Source organism: Novipirellula aureliae, assembly GCF_007860185.1.
GTDB classification, from domain to species: domain Bacteria; phylum Planctomycetota; class Planctomycetia; order Pirellulales; family Pirellulaceae; genus Novipirellula_A; species Novipirellula_A aureliae.
In genome coordinates, this window is sequence record NZ_SJPY01000003.1 from 21174 (window position 1) to 42984 (window position 21811).

The 21811-nt window shown below is 52.9% G+C and carries 15 protein-coding genes; 12 read left to right on the top strand and 3 right to left on the bottom strand.

Annotated elements, in window-relative coordinates; translation table 11 throughout:
• Positions 1–79: 79 nt before the first annotated feature.
• From dxs to xseB, 3 genes are all read right to left on the bottom strand, one after another.
• Positions 80–2029, bottom strand: a complete 1950-nt coding sequence (gene dxs, locus Q31b_RS09445) for a 1-deoxy-D-xylulose-5-phosphate synthase (RefSeq protein ID WP_146599461.1) — start codon at positions 2027–2029, stop codon at positions 80–82.
• A gap of 39 nt (positions 2030–2068) precedes the next feature.
• Positions 2069–3019, bottom strand: coding sequence for a polyprenyl synthetase family protein (locus tag Q31b_RS09450; RefSeq protein WP_146599462.1), 951 nt, complete (start codon positions 3017–3019; stop codon positions 2069–2071).
• Between the two features lie 536 nt (positions 3020–3555).
• On the bottom strand, positions 3556–4008 hold the full coding sequence (gene xseB / locus Q31b_RS09455) for an exodeoxyribonuclease VII small subunit (RefSeq protein WP_146599463.1): 453 nt from the start codon (positions 4006–4008) through the stop codon (positions 3556–3558).
• 142 nt (positions 4009–4150) lie between these two features.
• Here xseB and Q31b_RS09460 point away from each other — a divergent pair, with 142 nt between their 5' ends.
• The 12 genes from Q31b_RS09460 to Q31b_RS09515 all read left to right on the top strand — a co-directional run bounded on the left by Q31b_RS09460 (position 4151) and on the right by Q31b_RS09515 (position 21775).
• Positions 4151–5230: a hypothetical protein gene (locus Q31b_RS09460; RefSeq protein ID WP_146599464.1), complete on the top strand. Its 1080-nt coding sequence runs from the start codon at positions 4151–4153 to the stop codon at positions 5228–5230.
• Between the two features lie 296 nt (positions 5231–5526).
• A complete protein-coding gene (locus Q31b_RS09465; RefSeq protein ID WP_146599465.1) occupies positions 5527–6810 on the top strand; it encodes an anti-sigma factor family protein in 1284 nt (427 codons plus the stop codon).
• A 446-nt stretch (positions 6811–7256) separates the two neighbouring features.
• Positions 7257–8591, top strand: a complete 1335-nt coding sequence (gene thiC, locus Q31b_RS09470) for a phosphomethylpyrimidine synthase ThiC (RefSeq protein WP_146599466.1) — start codon at positions 7257–7259, stop codon at positions 8589–8591.
• 50 nt (positions 8592–8641) lie between these two features.
• Positions 8642–9538, top strand: coding sequence for an AAA family ATPase (locus Q31b_RS09475; RefSeq protein WP_146599958.1), 897 nt, complete (start codon positions 8642–8644; stop codon positions 9536–9538).
• A gap of 12 nt (positions 9539–9550) precedes the next feature.
• Positions 9551–10780: a DUF58 domain-containing protein gene (locus Q31b_RS09480; RefSeq protein WP_146599467.1), complete on the top strand. Its 1230-nt coding sequence runs from the start codon at positions 9551–9553 to the stop codon at positions 10778–10780.
• Entirely contained in the window at positions 10773–13433 is a 2661-nt protein-coding gene (locus Q31b_RS09485; RefSeq protein ID WP_197171279.1) for a transglutaminase TgpA family protein, read from the top strand. The genes Q31b_RS09480 and Q31b_RS09485 overlap by 8 nt, the downstream gene beginning before the upstream one ends.
• A gap of 53 nt (positions 13434–13486) precedes the next feature.
• Complete coding sequence (locus Q31b_RS09490) at positions 13487–13735, top strand: tetratricopeptide repeat protein (protein WP_146599469.1); 249 nt, start codon at positions 13487–13489, stop codon at positions 13733–13735.
• 307 nt (positions 13736–14042) lie between these two features.
• Complete coding sequence (locus Q31b_RS09495; RefSeq protein ID WP_146599470.1) at positions 14043–15707, top strand: SHD1 domain-containing protein; 1665 nt, start codon at positions 14043–14045, stop codon at positions 15705–15707.
• Between the two features lie 758 nt (positions 15708–16465).
• The gene (locus Q31b_RS09500) at positions 16466–16915 is read left to right on the top strand and encodes a GntR family transcriptional regulator (RefSeq protein WP_146599471.1); all 450 of its coding nucleotides are present in this window, start codon (positions 16466–16468) and stop codon (positions 16913–16915) included.
• Complete coding sequence (locus Q31b_RS09505) at positions 16912–17832, top strand: ABC transporter ATP-binding protein (protein ID WP_146599472.1); 921 nt, start codon at positions 16912–16914, stop codon at positions 17830–17832. Before Q31b_RS09500 ends, Q31b_RS09505 begins: the two co-directional genes overlap by 4 nt.
• Positions 17829–20375: an ABC transporter permease gene (locus Q31b_RS09510; RefSeq protein WP_146599473.1), complete on the top strand. Its 2547-nt coding sequence runs from the start codon at positions 17829–17831 to the stop codon at positions 20373–20375. The genes Q31b_RS09505 and Q31b_RS09510 overlap by 4 nt, the downstream gene beginning before the upstream one ends.
• The gene (locus Q31b_RS09515; RefSeq protein WP_146599474.1) at positions 20372–21775 is read left to right on the top strand and encodes a hypothetical protein; all 1404 of its coding nucleotides are present in this window, start codon (positions 20372–20374) and stop codon (positions 21773–21775) included. Before Q31b_RS09510 ends, Q31b_RS09515 begins: the two co-directional genes overlap by 4 nt.
• Positions 21776–21811 lie beyond the last annotated feature (36 nt).

The following is a 21811-nucleotide window of genomic DNA, read 5'->3' on the forward strand; positions in this document are numbered from 1 at the left end:
TTTTGCAAGCCTAAAATCAAGCGGTGACAAAGCACGAGGATCTTTAACAAGATCCGCTACATGTTGCGGCGAAGCGGAGTTACGTTGAGTAGCTTGCAACCAAACCGGCGGCTTCTCGGCATCTTGCCACGATCTGTTTTGCACCTAAGCCCTGTTCGGCTAAAAGCTCATCACGATCTCCATGGTCAATATAACGGTCATCGATTGCCAAGCAGTGTACTTGTCGAGTATCGAGTCGTCGTTCGACCGCGGATTCGACGAATGCCGAACCGAAACCTCCCATCTTTGTATGCTCTTCGACCGTGATGACAAATTTACCCGCTTCGATACTCGAGTGGACCATGTCGAGATCGATTGGTTTGGCGAACCTCGCGTTTACGACTCCCACATCCAAATCACCATCGAGTATTTCCGCAGCCGCCAACGCTTGGTCCAACATCGACCCAAAGGCGATGATGGTACCATCAATGCCCTCACGAATCCGCTCGCTCTTTCCAATCTCCACCGGCTCGATGTTTCGGTCGAGCTCTAACGCGGATGCCTTGGGATAGCGAATCGCTACGGGATGATCATAAGCGAGTGCCGCATCGAGCATTCGCTCTACTTCGGAAGCGTATCCCGGAGCCATGATGACGATGTTGGGAAACACTCGCAGATAGCCGATGTCAAAGAGTCCATGGTGGGTTGGCCCGTCGGGGCCCGTCAACCCGGCCCGATCGAGCATGAAGACGACCGGTAAATCTTGCAGCGTTACCTCTTGAAAAATCTGATCATAACTGCGTTGCAAAAACGTGCTATAGATATCGACAATTGGCCGCAGTCCCATCTTGCATTGACCGGCAGCGAAGGCGACGGCGTGTGATTCACAAATGCCGACGTCAAAAAAGCGATCAGGAAATTGCTCACGAATTGGCTCAAGCTTGTTCCCTTGGCACATCGCAGCGGTGATGATTGTCACGCGATCGTCTTCTGCCATCTTCTTGGCGATTGCATTGCGAGCGTGCAGTGTAAATGGAGGGCAACCGGAACTAGGCGTGGCCGCGTCCTCGGCTTGCTCGACTCGAAAGGCGGGCGGGGTATGAAAGAAAACGGGATCTTCGGCGGCCGGTTTGTAGCCGTGTCCCTTTTCGGTCACAACATGTAGTAGCACGGGGCCCTTCATCTCGCGAACCATTGCCATGTATTTTCGCAACAGCGGAATATCATGACCGTCGATCGGACCGACGTATCGGATATTTAACTCCTCAAACAACATACCGCCTAACAATCCCGCTTTGACCCCTTCTTTCATCTGTGCCAATAATCGTTCCGTTGGATCGCCGAACATTGGCACATGTTCGAGCAACCGCACGACCTCGGTCTTCAAGCCAGTGTAATAAGGATTGGAACGCAAACGGTCCAAATAAGTCGCGACCGCCCCGACGCGGGGACAAATGGACATTTTGTTATCGTTGAGGATGATGGTCAAATCGTCCTCGAGTTCGCCTGCGTTGTTGAGTGCCTCGAAAACCATCCCGCTAGGGAAGGCTCCATCACCGATCACGGCAACGGTACGTCGATCGGAGTGCCCGGTTAGCAGATCGCCACTGCGAAGCCCCACCGCCGTTGAAATACTCGCGCCGGCATGTCCGGTCATGAACAGATCGTAGACGCTCTCTGACGGATTGGGATATCCCATCAACCCGCCGCGGGTTCGGATCGATGGAAACTCATGGTAGCGGCCTGTCACCAATTTGTGTGGATAAACCTGATGGCCGGTATCCCAAATCAAATGATCCTTCTGAAAGTCGAATTCACAGTGCAACGCGATGCAAAGTTCGATGACCCCTAAATTCGAAGCAAAGTGGGCGGTCCGGGTTGCCAACAGGTTGCACAGAACATCTCGTATTTCGGCAGCCAGGGCGGTTAGATCCGACCGAGACATCGTCCTCAGGGCTTGAGCGTCCACGAGACCTTCGAGGAGGGGATGCTTTTTTTCCTTGGAATCCTCCTTGGAATTCCCGGAAACCGCGTCTTCATCGTTGTTCATCTTCTATCCGATTCTATGCTTGTGTTCTTGCAACGCACGTTAGACAGACCGTTTGAGAACGTAGTCCGCTAACATCGTTAACCGCCATCCCGAGCTTCCGAAAACACCGACGTGCTGGCGAGCGGATTGGATCAGCCGACTCGCTTTATCGCGTGCTGCGGGCAAACCGAGCAGGCCAGGGTACGTTAGTTTACCTCGTTGGACGTCTTTACCAACCCGTTTTCCCATCGTTTTTTCGTCGGCGGTAAAGTCTAGCAAGTCATCAACAATCTGAAATGCCAAACCGAGATCACGAGCATAACGGCCGAGGGCGCTGCGTTGTTCGGCTTTGGCACCGGCAAAAATCGCTCCTAGGTCGAGAGCAGCGGAAAACAACGCCCCGGTTTTTCGCCGATGGATGCTTTTCAATTTTTCCAACTTTGACGATTCGGACGGGCTGCTTTCTAAGGGGCTGCTTTCTAAAGGGGCAGCGCTCGCGACGGAGTCGATCGATCCATCGGCGACCAAGTCGTCGTATTGGCCTCCCACCAGGTGACCTGGCCCAGCAGCCACCGAGAGAACGCGGATCGCTTCAAAGACGCGGGGGATGCGATCGACGCTGGTATTGCACCGCACCAAATGCGAAAACGCTTCGGCTTGAAGTGCATCGCCAACCAAGATGGCTGTTGGTTCATCAAAGGCAACATGGACGGTCGGTCGCCCACGGCGAAGATCATCATCATCCATTGCCGGTAAATCGTCATGGACTAGCGAATACGCATGGATCATTTCGATCGCTACAGCTGCGGGCATCGCATCGTCTCGACGACCACCGCAGGCTTCCGTGGCCATAAGAACCAAGCCGGGGCGAAGTCGTTTGCCGGGCGCCAGCAGCGCGTAGCGGATTGCCTCTGCCAATCGAGAGGGGCATCCTTGCTCGAAACAACAAGCTTCCTTTAGTGCCTCTTCAATCGAGGGTAGGAAGTCTTCGATTCCAATCTGTTCGGTCATGCGATGATCAGCAAGGTTGATGGGTGTGTTCAGAACGTGGACAAGGCGTCAAGCCTGGGGCTGGATAGCCAATAATGTTATCGAGGCAGGCATGAGGCCGACCGTTCAAGATTGCAACGTGCAAATGATTCTGCCTTGAAATCTCTGATCCCTTTGCAATTTGCAACACGTTCAATATGCCAACGCTGAGCGAAAAACGCTCCGATTTCCCCCGCGATCCCCCCGCTTCCTTCATGTAACTGTTTTATCTAATCCAATCGAATTCAATCCAGGCCCATTTCGGACCCAGGCTAGAAGGCAGGGCTATGGCAAATTGGGCTGTGCAAATTGGGCTATGGCAAATTGGGCTGTGCAAATTGGGCTGTGCAAATTGGGCTGTGCAAATTGGGCTGTGCAAATTGGGCTGTGCAAATTGGGCTGTGCAAATTGGGCTATGCAAATTGGGCTATGCAAATTGGGCTATGGGCAAACTCGCTATCTACGGAAGCCGGTAGCTTGGCAAGCCACATTTTAGCATATTGGCAACCTGAATTCGCTCAAAACAATCCCAATGAATCATCGTCGTCAGACTCATCCTCTTTTTCGGTGCTAATTTGTCGCCGTTTCGCTTTGCTTGTCTTGGCTGCATCGCGGCTTTGGCGGCCAGCCTTTTGGGGTTCTTCCGCAGATGATGAGTCATCAAAATCGTTGGCGATGGGGTTGCCGTCTGCATCCACACCTGACAAGACCATCACCTTCTGCTGAGCCGCCGTCAGTAAGGATTGGCATTGATTCAGTCGTTTAATCCCCACTTCGTATTGGGTCAACGAATCGCTCAGGCCAAGTTCACCTCGTTCGAGATCGCGGACGATTTGCTCGACCTCTCCGAGAGCGGTTTCAAAATCGATCGGTACTTCTGAATCGGTGGGTTCTTTGCTCTCTGGATGCAGGCCGCTGTCGCGATTACCAGAACCATCATTACTCGTCGTAGACTTCTTCTTTTTTGCCATGAGCTTTTTTTGACAGGGTTTTAGTTTCAACCTAGATATTAGAGCAGGGATGCTACAAAAGCGACGCAGAACCTAGTTTAACGCTTCAGGCGGTCAAGCGGTATGAGGTTCGAGTGGTTACCCAATCAATAAATTGATCGAAATGTCCCGGAAGTCACAAAAAAACCGAATTCGCAACATCGATGCAACTGCCGATGCGACGGAATTGCTCTTTGAAGCGGTGACGGGAAATTCGGAATTATTGTTGCAATTGGTCGCCGAGTTTTCGGATCTTCGACAAGTCCTCGATTCGGCTGTCCAAGCCGACACGCCCCCAAACCTCGCCGATTCTGTCCTCGCCGATTCAAACCCCGCCGATTCAGAGCCCGCCGATTCAGAGCCCGCCGATTCCGATCCCGCCGATTTGGCAACAACGCTTGACCTTGAAACAAGTGGCCAGGTAGAAACAAGTGGCCAGCTAGAGTTGATCGAGTGCGAATTTGAATCCCTTCGGCAAAGAATCGAAGAGCTCGAATCTCAGAACGAAGAGCTTGAATGTGACAATTCCGAGCTTCGTCGCCAAAATGAGGAATTGGCGAGCAAGGTTGCGGACGCAAATGTTCAGCGGTCGATCAAGAGTGCAAACTCGCTCCGTAGTGAATCGCTTTCCTGGGAAGAGCGAAAACAATTGATATTTCGCCAAATGGAAGAGGATTCGTTCGATGCCGAGGCCTTCATTACCAATACAATTCAAAAACATTTAACGGAAGAGGAATCAGCGGAGCCATTGGACGAATCGGCCGCTACGCTCGATCCAATCTCTTATGTTGACGAGCTGAACCAAGAACTCGATCGTCTCAACCGAGACCTTGCTCGCCGCGAAAGAGAGATTCGCGAGCTCAACCATTTACTTGAACAACGACCCGAGCAGAGCCAAGAGGGGATGGCGATTGGCGCTGCGGCAATCGCCAGTATGGTCGATAGCGATGAGCTGATTCAAGAAGAACGCTATCGTTTGCAGGAACTCCAAGTCGAGTGGGAAGAAAAATTCCGTCAAACGGAGATTGAAGCATCCCTGGAAAGAGCCAAACTGTCACGCGAGCGTCAAGAGTTGATCAAGCGGACTGCCGAACTTGAAGAACAACTCGAACACATGCGTCATGACATTCGGCAAGCCGAGCAAGCGGACGGCCATTCACGAAAATGGTTGGCAAAGCTAGGGCTGGCTGGGAACGACAATTAGAGGCGAGTTTACGCGAATTAGAGGCGAGCTTACGCGGAGTGGAATCCAGCGTTGGTAATAGGCGGCTAGTGAGAAACGTGGGACGCTTAGCTTAGACAGATACGGGTGTTCACTGTCTAGGTTTGTTTTTCTTGCGGTTTTGTCGCAAATCGGACGCCAAATTCGTGGTGGTGATGGAACTTTTTATGTTATCAAGGCATCCGACCGTAAACGGAACGCATTGCTTGCGTTCCCAATGGATACTAAAACTTAAAAAGCTTCCCTGGCGGGGATAACGTCAAAACGGCCAGTCAATCATGTCAGTGCCCAAAGAACTTCTCGAATCGATGCTGAGTGCGTACATGGATGACGTGCTTAGCCCCGACGAACGCACTCGCGTCGAACAGATGCTTGCGGGCGATTCTTCAATGCGTGCCCAGCTCGAAGAGATGCGAACCAATCGAGCAGCGCTGCGGCAAATTCACGGCATGGATTCTGAATACAAATTGCCAGATCATTTTGCTTCGTCGGTGATCGAAGCGACGGTAGAACGGGCTCGACGTGAAGGGCTTGCCGATGAGCATCCGGTCATGCGGTTGGCCGAACAGCCGATCACTCACCCCTCTCGCTCGCGGTCCTATGCGAAAGTCGCTACCGCGGTTGCGGCCCTTGCGGCATCGATTGCGATCGCTGTCGTTGCGGTCCGTGGTACTGCAGACCCGGAGACGGTTGCCCAGCGACCACCATCGATACCGTCGCAGCCAAATGGTGACTTATCCAATACGCTATTGGACCCCGCCAGCCTAGCGACATCGGTTGACGTTGCCGCCGATCGAGATATGGAAGCGTCCAGCGAGTCGGCTGATCCAACGGCGCTCGCTTCTTCGAGCGACTCTACCCAACCGCTGCAAACCGATCGGTCGATGGAATCAGGCCCGGCAATTCCTGATGGAAACGCAATTGCGTCAGCCTCGGTAGCGGCTTCGCAATCAGAGGCGACGCGGCAATCAGAGGCGATTCGGCAATCCACCCCGTTGGCAGCGAGGGCGAAGTCGGTCGTTCCGGTGTCGGCAATTTTAGTGCTTGAAGTTCGTCTAACGATGTCTGGAGTCGATAGCGACGCTGTTTCGCAGGCTATGGAGTTAGGAGGAATCGAGGCGGTAAGCCGTAAGGCGATTGACGAGGACGTTGTTCGCTTTGCGAAACAAAGCACTCAATTGCCAGCAGACGAATTGCCGTCAGCGTCCGTCTTGTATCTACAAGCTCCGATGAAGAAGCTTGATCGCTTCATCAATCACTTGGTTGCTGACGACAAAGGGGTTGATTCGGTACGGATGAGTCTAGCGACCGAGACGCCGTTGGTCCGGTTGGTGAACTCGATACGAGCGGTCGATCCAACGACGATTCAATCGGAAAGTAGCTCGTGGCAATTGGATGCAGGGCAGCGAGGCAATCGGACATTGGCGAGTCACTTGAGCAATCGAGCGTTCGCGGGACTTGATCGTAACACCGCGCGAATGGGCGTGGTCAGTAGCGTCGGTTCCGCGTCAACCTCTCCATCCGACGATGTACCCGCTTCGATTTTGATCGTCGTCCGCTAGACGATTCGAAGGCCTTCGAAAGTCTTCTTCGACATTCTTTAGGCGTTTTCGGCGAAACATTGCTCAGCTTTCCGAGCGGGTAGCGTCCATTGATTGGCCCGGCCCGACTTTCGATCAGCAGGCCGACGGCGCATTCCGCGCGGAGCGCAGAGCGACAAACGCCGGGAAACCATACGTTTCGAGATAACGACGGATAAAGCAACGGAGAGTCGAAACGCGGGCTATGAGCACGCGATTGCTGGTGTGTCGTTCGTACTGGATTTTCAGGCGGACTCCCTCTACCGATTGGATTCTTCTTCCCATCGTCCTCCCTCGTTCGTTTAAGTGTTCCTTCGCACCTACTCGCAAGCGCGTTTTGAGCGTATAACGTGTTTTCACTGGATCCGATTTCACTTAGACATCCTCGCGTCGTTTACGTAGGGGATGCGCGATGGAGTAAAACGTAGATGAGCAAGACACAAATATTGGCGGCCCGGGCGGGCGAAATCACTCCTGAAATGGAGTTTTGTGCCAAACGAGAAAATCTTTCCGCCGAATTGATTCGTGATGAAGTTGCTGCAGGACGGATGGTGATTCCGGCAAACAAAGTCCATGCGGCAGGGGCTCTTGAGCCCATGTGTATCGGCATCGCTTCGAAGTGCAAAATCAATGCCAATATCGGCAACAGTGCGGTTACCAGTAATCCAGGGGAAGAGCTTCAGAAACTGCACGCTGCGGTGCACTTTGGTGCCGATACCGTCATGGATTTGTCGACAGGCAAAAACATTGACGAAATCCGTCGTCAGATAATTGAGAAGAGCCCCGTGCCGATCGGGACGGTACCGATCTACCAGATGCTCGAAGAGCTCGGCGGGAATATCGAAGATATGACCGCCCAGCACTTCTTGGACATGTGCGAACATCAAGCCAAGCAGGGAGTGGATTATATGACGGTCCACTGTGGCGTTTTGCTCGAGCATTTGCATTTGACGGTCAATCGTGTCACCGGGATCGTCAGCCGTGGTGGATCGTTGATCGCAAAATGGATGATGGCACACAATAAGCAAAATCCCCTATACGATGCCTTCGATGATCTTTGCGATATTATGAAGGCGTACGACGTGACATGGTCACTCGGCGATGGGCTACGTCCAGGTTCGATCGCCGATGCCTCCGACGCGGCACAGTTTGCTGAGCTTGACGTACTCGGTGAATTGACGCGGCGTGGTCAAGAAAACGGAACTCAGGTCATGGTGGAAGGTCCCGGTCACATCCCGATGGACCAGATTCAAATGAACGTTGAAAAGCAGATCGAAATTTGCAACGGTGCTCCGTTTTATGTGCTTGGACCTTTGGTAACCGACATTGCGCCAGGTTACGACCATATCACCAGTGCAATTGGTGCGGCGATGGCGGGCATGTACGGTGCAGCCATGTTGTGTTACGTGACCCCGAAAGAGCATCTTGGATTACCCAATGAAGAAGATGTGAAGCAGGGTGTGATCGCTTACAAGATTTCGGCGCATTCCGCCGATGTTGCGCGTGGACGATCCGGGTCTCAAGACCGCGACAATGCGTTATCCAAAGCCCGTTTCGAATTTGATTGGAACGAGCAGTTCCGACTATCGCTCGACCCGGAAACGGCAAAGCGATACCATGATGAAACGCTGCCACAGGACACGTTCAAGAGTGCTCATTTTTGCAGTATGTGTGGACCGAAGTATTGCTCGATGAAGATTACCGAGGACATTCGTGAATTGGCAAATGCGAAGCAATTGGTCGGCATGCCGATCGCCGAGTAAGGCAGATGACTCGAGACGCATTTCAAACCTCCCGTCGCCTACGTGAAAACATCGAAACGGTCCTCTTTGGTAAAAACGAAGTGGTCGAGATGTTGGTCGTTGCGATGTTAGCGGGGGAGCATATTTTGCTCGAAGACGTGCCTGGCGTTGGTAAAACGTTGGCGGCCAAGGCGCTTGCCCATTCGCTCGATGGGAAATTTTCGCGGCTGCAATTCACTCCCGATTTGTTGCCGTCGGACATTACCGGCAGCATGATTTATCGGAGTGATCGGCAGGAGTTCGAGTTCTGCCCTGGCCCGATTTTTGCCAACGTGGTTTTGGCGGATGAAATCAATCGAGCACCGCCGCGTACGCAGTCTGCGCTGCTTGAGGCGATGAGCGAAGGCAGCGTTTCGGTGGATGGAACGACTCATCCGTTGCCCAAACCCTTTATCGTTGTCGCGACGCAAAACCCATTTGAATTCGAGGGCACCTACGCGTTGCCGGAAAGTCAACTGGATCGATTTTTGCTGCGAACTTCGTTGGGCTATCCCGATCGCAGATGGGAACAGCAAGTATTGTCAACTCACCGCAGTGGTGAACCGGTCGATCGACTCGAGGCGGTCGCCACCATCGACTCGATTATCCACGCACAATCGGTCGTCCGCGATACCCGATTCGATGCGAGCTTAGTTGATTACCTACTCGATGTTGTCGATGCCACGCGAAACCATCCTGGATTTGAATTTGGCGTCAGCACTCGTGGAGCGCTGAGTTTCTATCGAGGTTGCCAGGCGCGGGCGGTTTCGCAATCGCGTGATTTTGTCACCCCCGATGATATCAAAGCGTTGGCGGTCGCAACGTTGTCACACCGAGTGGTCCACGACGGGGTGTTTCAAGGTGCGAGTCGGCAAGCTGTTGAAAAACAGATTGCCGAGATATTGGAAAAGGTCATTGTTCCAACGTGAAAAGGTCCGCAAGTGAAATCGTCAACCTCGCGTGTTTGCGAGCGGAAGATCCGGCTGACTCGCCTTGGAGCACACTTTCTATTTGTCGCCTGTTTTGCAATGTTTGGTGGTGCGCTGCGAGGATTTAATCTGCTGTTGGTGATCGCCGGGATTTTGGTTGGTGCGGTACTGATGCAATGGCGATGGTCACGAGCGGCATCGATCCGTTTGTCAATCACTCGAAAATTGCCAAGTGAATTGTTTGCAGGCGAACCCTTCCGGGTCGAGTACACGGTTGGCAACCATGATCGATGGTTGACGTTTTCGATGCTGCGTCTTGAGGACCGCGCCGTCGCGGTCGGCAAAGGGCAAACCAATGCGACGGTGACCGAGCATTCGGACCAGCGATTGACGTTATTGCATTCCCATCTCAGTATCGGAAAACTGCGACGAATGGAAACGCAGACGCATTCTTATCCATTTAGCCCGCTAGGTCGTGGTGAATGGGCCTTTGGGCCGATGGCGGTCACAACGACATTCCCGCTTGATTTGATGGTGTGTCATGTCGGCAACCGAGAACGGGAAACGATTCTCGTCTATCCGAGATTGGTACCGCTACGGCGTGGGTGGCAGCACGTATTGGCCCGTCAGCGCGGCGGTTCCCATTCAGCGACGCACCGAGGTGGTCGTGGTGAGGGCGTCTTTTTTGGGCTCCGAGAATGGCGAAACGGCGACAAATTACGCTGGATTCATTGGCGTACGACCGCTCGCATGAATGAACCGGTGGTTTGTCAGTATGATCGACCAAGGCGGTATGACCTATGCTTGCTTTTGGATGCCTATTGGGAGTCCGAGGCAGAGGATGATTCAAACGTGGAGACGGCGATTAGCGTCGTTGCAACCATGATCATGCAACTCACCTCGGAAAACTCGAATCGGGTCGTTCTAGCAGCCAGCGGAAAAACATTCGTTTCGGCTCTTTCGAATGGAGCGATAAAAAATCAGAAACACTTGCTCCAAATATTGGCTAAGATACAACCATCGGATTCGCCTCGTTTAATCGACGCGATGGAGGATGCAGCAAAAAGGGGAAAGATTAGAAACATTGTTGTCGTCAGTCCCCGCGCACAAGAGGCGGCATTTGAGTCCATCGGTCCAGCGTCCCGCGAACAGCTCCATCGCTGGATAAGCCATGGAATGCTACGTTGGATTAATGTATCGGATCAAGAAACACGAATTGTGGAAGCCGAACGCCATGTCTAACCGCTTTCCAACCGACCGATCGAAGCCAAAAGTCCAGTCGTCGATGGGTCAGCAAATCGAATCGTTTCGGCACGGATTGCAGACACGTCTCGCGAAGCTTGTCGATCGAAAACCACAGATGGCGCGAGAGCCGAAATCGATCGAGGCGAAGCCGAAGCTTGATGAGTCCAAACGCTCCGAAGAGTTACTGGTTGATAAGCGAGTGCGGCTGATTTTTGCGCTTCTGTCGTTGTTGGGCGGACTGGTTTTAGCGGGTGATGGTGAAACGCACTCGTTCGCCCTGATTGCGATCTTCTTTGCGGTCTTCGGCTACCTTTTCGTCGATTGGTTGGAGTTTTTTTCGCTGCCACCCATGTTGGCCTATCTCGCCATGATCGGATCGGCCTTCTACTGCGTCAGCGATTTTCTCTACTTCAATCCAGATAGTCGATTTGGTATCTCGCTGAGTCTTCAGCATACCGCAAGCAGTCACTTGGTCGCTGTATCGCAGTTGCTTGTGCTTGTTCAAGCGATCTTGATGTTGCAATCCAAGACGCGGCGGGTCTGCGAGCAACTGTGCGTGTTTTGTTTGTTGGAGCTCGTCGTCGCAGCCGTTTTTAACAATACAATAAGCTTTGGTATTCTTTTGATCCCGATCGGAATCTTTTCCGCCTGGGGGCTAACGATCTTGTCGGCTGCGAAGGCGATCGAAACCGAAGAGGCGCCGATCACGATCCAAATGGCTCGAATGTCGGTACTGCTAATGCTGATCCCGGCAACACTTTTGATTGGTGGAACCTTTTTTTATGCTATTCCAAGGACAACCGATGCGGCGCAGATGGATAGTCGCGGAAATGCGATCGTCGGTTTTAGCGACGTCGTTCGGCTCGAGCAGTTTGGACAGATGTTGCAATCCAACGATGCCGCATTGCATATTTGGTTGACGAATCGAATCACGGGAGAACCTTATACGGCCAATGGTGGCATCTATCTTCGCGGGCGTGTGCTCGAAACGTATCGGTCGCGGGTCGATATTGAGCGTCCCAAATCGGAATGGTCTTCGATCTTGGCTGGTCCTGTGAATGGGTCGCATCGGTTTCCTGCCGAGTTCAATTCGGCTCGGCAGAGCGACTATCTTTTTTACGATGTCGTGGACGCGAAAGTGGATTGCGAAGCGAGTCAGAGTGCGGCTTTGTTCGCAATCGCGCCCTATTTCGAAGTGGAACAGGGTCAGCCTATTTTTCACCAACTCGATCGCTGGACCCTGCTACGTTGGCATGATGACCAAAATGGTTTTCCCCCCTTAAAGTATGTGTTTGGCACCAATGCATTTCATCAGGGGTATCAAACTCGGTTCGTTGCTCGCTTTGCTGAGGACGAAAGGTTGAAATTGGTCTACCACCCGCTCGATTTGGAGGCCTACGCGGAGGATTTCCCTCTGAGTGAAGAGGAATATTTCCAACTCGAGCAGCTGCACAAGCGAAAACAAGATGAAATCATTGAAAATTACGTTCAAGATCTTTTGGTGTTCGATGCCAAATCAATGCCAACGATCAAGCGGATAGCGGACTCGATCGTGGCAAACATTCCCGAAGCGGATCGAAATCCTTACTCGATTGCACAACAGCTTGAAAGTTTTTTTTCGAGTGCGAACCGATTTCAATACTCTTTGAACCTGAATTCGACACCTCAATCGGGTGTCGATCCGATTGAGCAGTTTGTGGCAACGGATCGTACAGGTCATTGTCAATACTACGCTTCGGCACTTGCGATGATGTTGCGAAGCCAAGGCATCCCTGCACGATTGGTGGTCGGCTACTACACCAATGACTATAACGAAATGGGGTCCTACTATCTGGCTCGTCAATCGCACGCCCACGCATGGGTCGAGGCACTCATTGACAAGCAAGACATCGAGTCGGTTGTTTATGGGCAACCGATATCCGATCAATACTGGTACCGGTTGGACCCGACACCGGGTTCAAGTGATATCAGCGTGGCCAAGACCTCGGCTGGGGATGTTTTCGAATTCGCGAAAACGTTATGGAAGGGCTACGTTGTCGACGTTAGCCCGGAAAAGAAAGCTAGCCAAGGGATGGAGTCGGGCGAGGCGTCGATTAGTCAAATCGCCGAATCGAGAAATAATTTGGCTTGGTGGTTCGAAACAACGATGGCCAATATTCGAGCTGGCGATCTTGGTGGTGGGGCGTTTGCGAACAAGCAACGCTTTTCATGGCCTGCGGCGATCCTTGGCGTTGGGATGACGTTAGCCGTGGCTGTCATCGGCCGATTCGCAATCACACCAAGAGCGAGAAGAAAAAAACAGAACGCTGCTCTGGCAAGTCGATCAAGGGTCAAGTTCTATGCCGACGCAACCGATTGTCTTGCCAAAGTCGGGATTGAACGCGGACCGGCACAAACGCCAGGCGAGTTTGCCGAAATGGCCGCAGCTCGCCTCAGGTCCTTTCATCCATCGGCTCATCGAAGAGACGGTTCCGATGATATGCAGCCGATCGAAGGGTCGCTGGAGTTGCTGACCGATGCATTCCAACAAATACGTTACGGAGGTGGGGCGAGAGATGGGTTGTGCGACGATTCCAACCAGATTTCGCTGGCACTAAAAACGTTGAGGAACCATGTCAGAAAGATCGGTCGTCGGCGGACGATGGAGTAGCTTGCTCGTCATCTTGCTAAATTTTCTAACATTGAAAGAACCCTACTTCCTTCATGGCTCACAATCACTTGGGTGCGCTGTTGAATCTTGGTGTGATCGCCGCGAATCAGCAACAATCGCGCAAAGCGATCGACCATTTCGAGCAAGTTTTGGAGCTCGAGCCAAAGCATTTGGCAGCGACATTCAACTTGTCCGCGATGCATGAATCAATCGGCGAGTCCGAGCAGGCCCAACGCTACTTTCAACGCGCTGAGCAGAGCCGAAAGGACGCTGGGTTCGAGCTAGTGCATTTTGATTTTTGACGTGGCTGGGGCTTCCAGCCCCAGTTGAGAAGAACGCTGTGGCTAGAAGCCACAGCCACGAAACACGCAGCCTACGGCTTTTTGCAAAATGGTCTAGAGAATGAGTCAGGCGAAAGAGCCATTTACCCCATTTTTTGACTCATTCAACGGTAGTGAATCAAGCATGCGGTAGGAGTAGGCCGTGAAAGGCGGCCGGAGTCTCACTCTCGAGTCTTCTTTCGCATGCGCGCGAAGACTCATGCCAAAGCGTGTAGAATGCTGTTAGCTGGTCGATTTTGTTTTCTTTGTTTGGAAAGGATATTCTGGGATGGTGAATTTGAAACATTTAGGAGTTTTTGCAATGGGAGCAATCGTTTGCTGCACCTGCTCGGTCAGTGCTCGTGCGGCTTCGTTGGGCTACCAATGGAAGAACGGACAGAGGTTCTCCTACCAATTTGAAGTCACCGTAGAGATGGATGACGAAACCATCACCTACAAAGGGATCACGCACTATACGGTCAATACCGTGAACGCCGAGCAGGCGATTGTTACCTATCGTGGTGGGCTGAATGAATCAAAAAAGATGAAACAAAGCAATCGCGGCGGACCGTTCGGTCGGCGCGGCTTCCCTGGGCCACCCTCAATCCCCAGTCCCTTTTCACGTCCAACCTTCGCGGGGAAGACACAAACCACTAACAAGATTACGATCACGCCCTCTGGCGAAACTTTGGCCATGCAAGGTGATTCTCAGCTTCCCTACCTGTTGGGAAATGTGTCGCTAATGCCCTTTGAACGCTTGCCGAGGGATGAGCGGCGAGAGTGGACGATCGATAACGGCGTGTCAATTTCAGAAACGAACGAGGATCGCCGCAACCGGTTCGGACCATTTGGCCCCGGCGGACCGTTCGGCGGAAACCAGGATCGTAACGTCCAAGCGGCGGGCGAGGTCGCCAACTATACGATCCAAAGCGAAAACGGGGATCTGGTCGTGATCAAGAAGTCCTATCGACTGACAACCCCACAAACAGGCGACAATCCCGCATTCGATATGACCGGCAACGGTACTTGGACGTTCGACCGGAAGGAAAATGTGCCTCATGCCTTTGACATGAATATCGAACTGACGATCAAATCAGGCAATTCTTCCGTCGTCTTACCGATCTCGATCAAATACGACCGTATCTCTGCCGAGAAGATTGCCGAGATGGAAGCCGCTGCGAAAGCGAAGGCGGATGCAATGGCAAAAGCGGCTGCCGAAAAGCTGGCGTTGGCCAAAGCACCACTGACACCACAGGAAAAACGCGATGCGCTAGCCTCACTTTCTGGTCGCGATGCCAAGAACATTCAGACAACGCTTGGCCAACTGGCCGCCAAGTCACCCGAAGATCCCGATCCCGAAATGGCAGCAGCGATCGAGCAACATATCGATAACCCAGACAAAGCGGTGTCCGCGGCGGCACAAAAAGCCTTGGTCAAATGGTCACCAAGCTATGCCCTAAAAAAGAAACTCGCCAAAGCCTATCAAGGTCCCGGAGTGCTGAGTTCCACCGGTCTGGTCGTCGAATCGATCACGCCCCTCTTTGTGGGCCAACTGGTGCAAGCGCAAAAACCACGCTACGGCTCGTTCTGGCGTGCCGCAAAGGTGAAAAAGCTGCTTCCCGATGGCCAAGTCGAACTCGCCTTTCTGACCTGGGGCAAAGAAGACGGTGCCGTCGCAGTTGCCCGGCGGAATATTCAACTGGCGCCACCCGAGTTGGATCAGCCCGACAAGCCAGCGAACATCGATACACTCAAATCGGAGTCGCGTACCTGGTCCGATGCGACTGGTCGGTTTAAGACCGATGCGGTGTTCCTTAGCGCCGCGGATGGAACCGTCAACTTGCGCCGCTCCGATGGACGGACTTTGTCGGTACCACTCGAAAAACTTAGCGAGGCCGACCAAGCATTCGTCAAGCAACTCGAGGATTCAGAGAATCCGTTCAAACTTGATTAGTGTCGGATATCAAAGGCATCCACCAAAGTCGCCGTCGACGTAGCAATCGCTGCTGAAACGAGAGAAGCCTGGGGGGGCTCAAAATCAGGGCTCGTCAGCAATCGGTATAGAGCAAGTTTTAGTCCCGATAGGGACGTCAGGCACCAGCCTTGGACGCAAGCCCCAGGTTCCAAAATTCGGTTAGGTCGGGAGTCGCAAAGTGACGGCAGATGTCCATGACTCCGTATTTCGTCTGACTTTCAAAACCTGTCGTCGCTTCGCGACTTCAAGACTTGTGGCTTCATCCAGTCCCCGGACTCGCGTCCGGAGCTACTATCTGTCGTCGCTATCGCGACTAAGCAAGAATGAAATATGCATTGCTGATTTGCACCGAAAAAAACAAATTTTGAGTACCCCACTCCCAGCCTTACGATTGCGGCCTGCTGATTTAATCGTTTAACGCTTAGCCGAAGGCGTCAGCTTTTCCATAAGCGGTCGCCTATGGCTTGGCGTTAAACAATAAGTCGAGTCAAACCGATTAAATCAGCAGGCCGATTGTGACGATATCGACGCAAACGGGAAATAAACCATGGCCACGTTTACAATCACGTTAAGCTGCAATCGTAACTCCTAACGGCAATATTGCCTTAGAAGCCGGTTTGCACGTCAACCTAACGATTACGAAACCCGCCCCCCACTTGACACCTTTAATGGCCGGTGTACTATGTTACTAGGTAACTAAGTTTCTGTGCCGAGTAGTGCATCAGGAGGTAGTGGGTATGTTCTTATCGATCGACGTTCACTCGGATGTAGCGATCTATTCCCAGATCGTTCGTCAAGTGAAATTCGCCGTGGCTGCGGGGACGCTCAGCCCTGGCCAGCTCTTGCCCAGTGCTCGAACATTGGCACGCAAGTTGGCGATCAACCCCAACACCGTCGCTCGCGCCTTTACCGATCTACAGAACGACGGCGTGGTCGAAACGCTCCGCGGCCGCGGGATGGTGATTCGCGATGATGCCGTCGCGATTTGTCGCCGCGAACGTGAAGAGGTTCTTGGCGAACGGCTTGGCGAAGCGCTCGCGGAATCTTGGCACGCTGGCTTGAATGCGAAAAAGATCCAATCGATCGTAGACAAGCACTTGAAACAATTGACCAAAACCAATCCTACGGTGATGGTTCGGATCGATGATGACACAGACGACAAGACAAGGGCGAAGGAGAAAGCATGAACCCCGTAATCACTGCCCAATCGTTGACGATGCACTTCCGCCGCTGTGACGCCCTTCGCGGTGTCGATCTGTCGATCGAACCGGGAACCGTTTTCGCCCTTCTGGGCGAAAACGGTGCGGGAAAAACGACACTGATCCGCATTCTGACCGGCTACCAGAAACCCACCCGTGGTTCCTGCCGGGTTTGTGACCTCGATCCGACTCGGGATCCTCGCGGAGTGCGTCGGCAAATTGGCTACGTGTCTGACTCGCCCGCCCTCTATGACTGGATGACCGTTGCTCAAATCGGCGGTTTTACGGCATCGTTCTATGATGATGCGTATCGAAGAAACTTCATCGATTCGATTGCAAAGTACGACATCCGGCCTGACCAGAAGATCCGCAGCCTGAGTAAGGGGCAACGAGCGAAGGTGGCGTTGTCATTGGCAGTCGCACACGATCCAACGCTGTTGATCATGGACGAGCCAACATCGGGCTTGGATCCGAAGGTACGGCGTAGTTTCTTGGAAAGCATGATCGACCGTGCGGCTACCGGACGGACTGTCTTTCTAGCTTCGCACCAAATCAGCGAAGTCGAACGTGTGGCCGATACAGTGGGGATCATGCACCAAGGGCGGGTCTGCTTGGTGGCACCGCTGAGCGAACTACGCGAATCGTTTAGCGAAGTGGTGATCGATGTGGAAGACCCTCTGCGGACGATGCCGCCATTGCCATCGCCAGCGGTCGTGTTGAGCGAAGAAACCGAAGGTCGCCAACGCGAATGGATCGTGCGAAACCTGACGCCTGAAATGATTCAAGCGATTCGTGAATTACCAGGCGTCATCGATGTTCGTCACCGCGTGGCAACACTCGAAGAAGTCTTTATTGCCTGCACGTCCGGGAGCTTGTCGGCGGAGACAGCGGAGGTGGCAACATGAGTACAACCACCGCTGCTTCAAGACCGAGTCGATTCAACACATGGCTAATCTGGAAAGACGTTTGCCAAGTCATTCCATTGGTCGTCGCACTACTGCTTGTCGTCGGAATCATCGTTGCATTTCAGTACTGGAACAGTGAACTGCGAACGTCCCAATTCTACGTATCGATCGAGTTGACGTTGCTCGTTCTTCCCGGCATTTTTGCCACGGGCGTGGGTGCGGTGATGGTCGGTCAAGAACGCGAGAACCGGACGATCGATTGGTTATCGTCGCTGCCGATCACGCCGCGACAATTGTTTCTGTCCAAAGTCGCGGTCGGTGTGGTGGGATTAGCAATCATGTGGTTGATTGCGGTCCTATCGGTCACGTTGTTGGTCGGTAGCGACGCGAACGTCTCACGGTGGCGTTTGACCAACACGACTCAAATCACGCAAAACCTAACGCCAATCAGTTTTCCATTGTGGATCATTCATTCGTTGTTCGTCATGTTGGCTGGCTTCTATACGTCTTGGCGAGTCAAGAATCAATTCTTTTCGCTCGTTGCCCTGATGGCTTTGGCGACCGTTCCCTTTTTGGCATCGATAGCCATCTCTGAATTCGGCACGCTCCGCGGTCGGGTCTATCCCGGAACCGAGTTCTTTGTGTGGTTGGGCGTTTCGCTACTGCTGATACCGGTATCTTTTCTCGCTGGCTATCGTCGAGCCGAAAAGGTGTTATCGCCTGCGGAGGCGACGACGCTTAGCCCGCTAAAGCGATTCCAAGCCCACTGGGTTGCTGCCGAGCCACCGACGTTTCACAGCGGTACCGCAGCGATCGTGTGGCAATCGATTCACTCGTCTTGGTTTCTGTTCCCGATTATCTTGGCATTAATGATTGGCGTCTTTTTTGACGGCAATAACGCCTGGAATCGAGGCCTCTGGTTTTCATTTGCAGGACACATCGGCATGCCCTTAGCGGTTTGTTGGTTAGCCGTTTCCGTTTTTAAGTTCGCAGGCACTCCCGAGCAACTGCGTTTTTTGGCCGACCGCGGCATTTCACCGACCAAGGTTTACATCGCTCGTCATGCTGTCCCGATCGCCGTGGTGGCAACGGGAATCGTTATCTATACCTTTTATGCAACCTATGTCCTCAGCAGCAGCGATGAACAACCGAGGCCCTCTGATTGGCCTAGCCTGTTGCAAGTCACACTGTCGTGTGCAGGAATCTATGCCGTGTCGCAGTGGATATCGCAACTGATCCGCACAACGACGATCGCGTTCATGATTGCTCCGCTCGTTGCGATCTCAGCCACCTACAGTCGCCTCTATCATTTCGTGCCGGATGTTAGGTGGCAAGTCTTTTTTAGCTTGCTGTTTGCATTGGTTCCGATGTTGGGCACATGGGCGATGATGCAGCGATACATGGATCGCCGCGATTCGCCTGGGAAGTATTTGATTGTCCCATTGTTTTTAATGCTCTTCGGGGTGATCTCAATCGCCACGATCTATATTGACCAATGGCACCTGATCGGCAGGGGCAATGAGGATGTCGGTGCGTTCACCATCTCGCAACGCGAGGCTCGGGACGGGGAAGGCAAGTCGGTCGCAGAATCAACGCCGACGTATGTATTGATCGAGTCCGAACAATTTAATGATGTTCCGCTAGAGTACACGAGTGAGTTTAAAAAGAAGACGGTGACTCAGCTCATGCAAGCCGATTTGATCGAGCCAGAAGATTTACTGACAAACCTTGAGCAACTTCGCGATGACCGGTCGTTGGCTGCGAAGATTGACTCCAATGCGTGGCAGGGATTTTTGATTTGGGCGACGCTTGAGCAAGTTAAATTTGAAAACGCGTCTGGTACTGAAGCCTTCGACGAGTTCGCTCCATGGATCGATACCGCATCGCTGCTTGTGGCGTCACTGCGCAGGAGTCACCGTTGGTTTGACCAAGAAGTAGCCGATCGCACCGAGATTTGGCTGGCGAGTTTGCTGTCGAGTGAAGCGATGAAGCCGTATCGCAGCGAGGCCGTCATCCAAACAACACTTGACCGCTTGCCCAGTCGTAGCGAGCGGAACCGGGTTCGCCGAACTGCGATCTTGGCCAGTTGGGCGACTTGGCCCTATACCGCGGAAGATAACTTCAAACGGGTGTATCGAGATGGCAATGAGTTGCTGAGCATCAATGGGTTGAATTTGGGTGGGATGGAGTTGATCGATGCGAAGTTAACCGAGAAATATGTTTGGATGTCCGATGCAGAGGCTTACCGCGTGGAACAAATTGCGACGGCGGCGTTGGCGGCGACGAGGCAAAGCGAGTTGGGGCCAATACCCCGCGACCCAAATCGACTTATGACTTGGTGGGAAGAAGTCCTTCATGACGCGACAGTCGCCAGTCTTGTTCCGGCCGAGATTGGGCCCTATTCCGCTCGCATGCGTCGTTTGCCAGCGATGATGACGATGGTGCTGATTCAAGGCTATCCAGGCGAGAAAATCTATCCAGCCCAGTACATCGCGATGCCTTGGGAAACGACGGTGGAATCCTTGAAGGAGAGCAAAGAATGAAAAGGACCAGCCGGTTTGACAAACGCTATTTGCTGTTGGTCAGCGTTCCAATTGCGATCCTAGCAAGCCTATTCGCAATCTCGCTCTTGACGGCTTGGAGCAGCCAACGGAAATTGGATCGCGGTCTACGTTTGGTGACCGGACTCGATGATGCGACCGCAGCGGATGCGCTCGCGGTTTGGTATGATTCCCACTCGTCAAAAGCGGAGACGTTGGAGTGGCGGAAAATGGAAACCGCTTCGATGGCTGTTAGCTATCTGTCGAACCACGTCTTTGGGGAGTACCGCTATCAATTAAATACGTTGGTGCCGCCCGGTCAACCATGGCCCGACGAAGCGAGGAACGAGCGACTGGTCGCCTTGGCTAAGCCGGTTGTCGATCGGCTGAAGGCCACACCGATGCCCGACGAACCGGTCTGGCATCCACTCTTCTATGAATCGTTTGCCAATCCGTTTCCCATTGCTGAAATGCCTGCCCCGTTGATGGCGGTACTTTGGCCCGAGATCCGCGACGCTTACTACAAAGGAGACACGTCGCGTGCGATTTCCGCGATTCGCTTGTATCTCGATCTGTTGGGCCCAAAATCGAATCGCTCCATTGAGCAACCCCTTTTCACGAGTTACGAACTCCACATGGCCATTCGCAATTCGCTCTCCGATGGCATTTGGTCCGAGGCAGAGTTGGTGGAGCTGCAACAATTGTTGACACCCGAGCATGATTGGCAGCGGATATGGGAAAGGCGCGTCGCACTTGACGCTTTGATCGTTTCTCCTTGGTTGCAAAATCCTTGGCGTCACGAACGGTTCGCACAAATTTCTCGGGTCGGCAACGGGACCAACGGCGGTTTGCAAGATGTCAATCGCTCGACTTGGGTACCCTCCGATTCGCTTGATGTGGTCATGAAGTACGTAGACGTGAAAGAGCTTGATGCGGAACCAGGAACCGCAGCGTTTCGTGATGCTGCCAACGCGCTATTCGTTTCTCGGTTAACGAACCCTTACAACATCCCCCCAGGCGGCCCAGCTTTCTGGCTAGATCAATGGCTAAAGTTGCCGTGTATGCCCAGCAGTCATTTAGACTCGAATATCGGTAGCAACCTATCGACCGAAGCACAGATGCTATTCTCTACTGCAGTCGATTGCCGATTTACACGCACCGCGATCGCCGTGAAACAGTACCAGATGAAGTCTGACAAATGGCCTGAATCGCTCGTGCAGTTAAAAAAAGTCGGTCTGCCGCTGCCGCAAACGATCGGCAGTTATGAGACACCGTTCTACTATGAAGTCGGCAAAGATTCGCAAAAAGTGAAACTCGGAAAAGTCCCAGTAACGTCGCACGATCAAGGCAAATCGCTGCAATATGATTTAAACTCGACCGTGATCGAGATTTCACTCCCGTGAGGCCGCAGAGTCAATCATGGCTTCGCTTCTGGTAGC

Coding starts and splice junctions, on each gene's coding strand:
- Q31b_RS09510 (WP_146599473.1), top strand. CDS start 17,829: ATGAGTACAACCACCGCTGCTTCAAGACCGAGTCGATTCAACACATGG.
- Q31b_RS09515 (WP_146599474.1), top strand. CDS start 20,372: ATGAAAAGGACCAGCCGGTTTGACAAACGCTATTTGCTGTTGGTCAGC.
- Q31b_RS09500 (WP_146599471.1), top strand. CDS start 16,466: ATGTTCTTATCGATCGACGTTCACTCGGATGTAGCGATCTATTCCCAG.
- thiC (WP_146599466.1), top strand. CDS start 7,257: ATGAGCAAGACACAAATATTGGCGGCCCGGGCGGGCGAAATCACTCCT.
- Q31b_RS09485 (WP_197171279.1), top strand. CDS start 10,773: ATGTCTAACCGCTTTCCAACCGACCGATCGAAGCCAAAAGTCCAGTCG.
- Q31b_RS09465 (WP_146599465.1), top strand. CDS start 5,527: ATGTCAGTGCCCAAAGAACTTCTCGAATCGATGCTGAGTGCGTACATG.
- Q31b_RS09490 (WP_146599469.1), top strand. CDS start 13,487: ATGGCTCACAATCACTTGGGTGCGCTGTTGAATCTTGGTGTGATCGCC.
- Q31b_RS09505 (WP_146599472.1), top strand. CDS start 16,912: ATGAACCCCGTAATCACTGCCCAATCGTTGACGATGCACTTCCGCCGC.
- Q31b_RS09495 (WP_146599470.1), top strand. CDS start 14,043: ATGGTGAATTTGAAACATTTAGGAGTTTTTGCAATGGGAGCAATCGTT.
- xseB (WP_146599463.1), bottom strand. CDS start 4,008: ATGGCAAAAAAGAAGAAGTCTACGACGAGTAATGATGGTTCTGGTAAT.
- dxs (WP_146599461.1), bottom strand. CDS start 2,029: ATGAACAACGATGAAGACGCGGTTTCCGGGAATTCCAAGGAGGATTCC.
- Q31b_RS09460 (WP_146599464.1), top strand. CDS start 4,151: ATGTCCCGGAAGTCACAAAAAAACCGAATTCGCAACATCGATGCAACT.
- Q31b_RS09450 (WP_146599462.1), bottom strand. CDS start 3,019: ATGACCGAACAGATTGGAATCGAAGACTTCCTACCCTCGATTGAAGAG.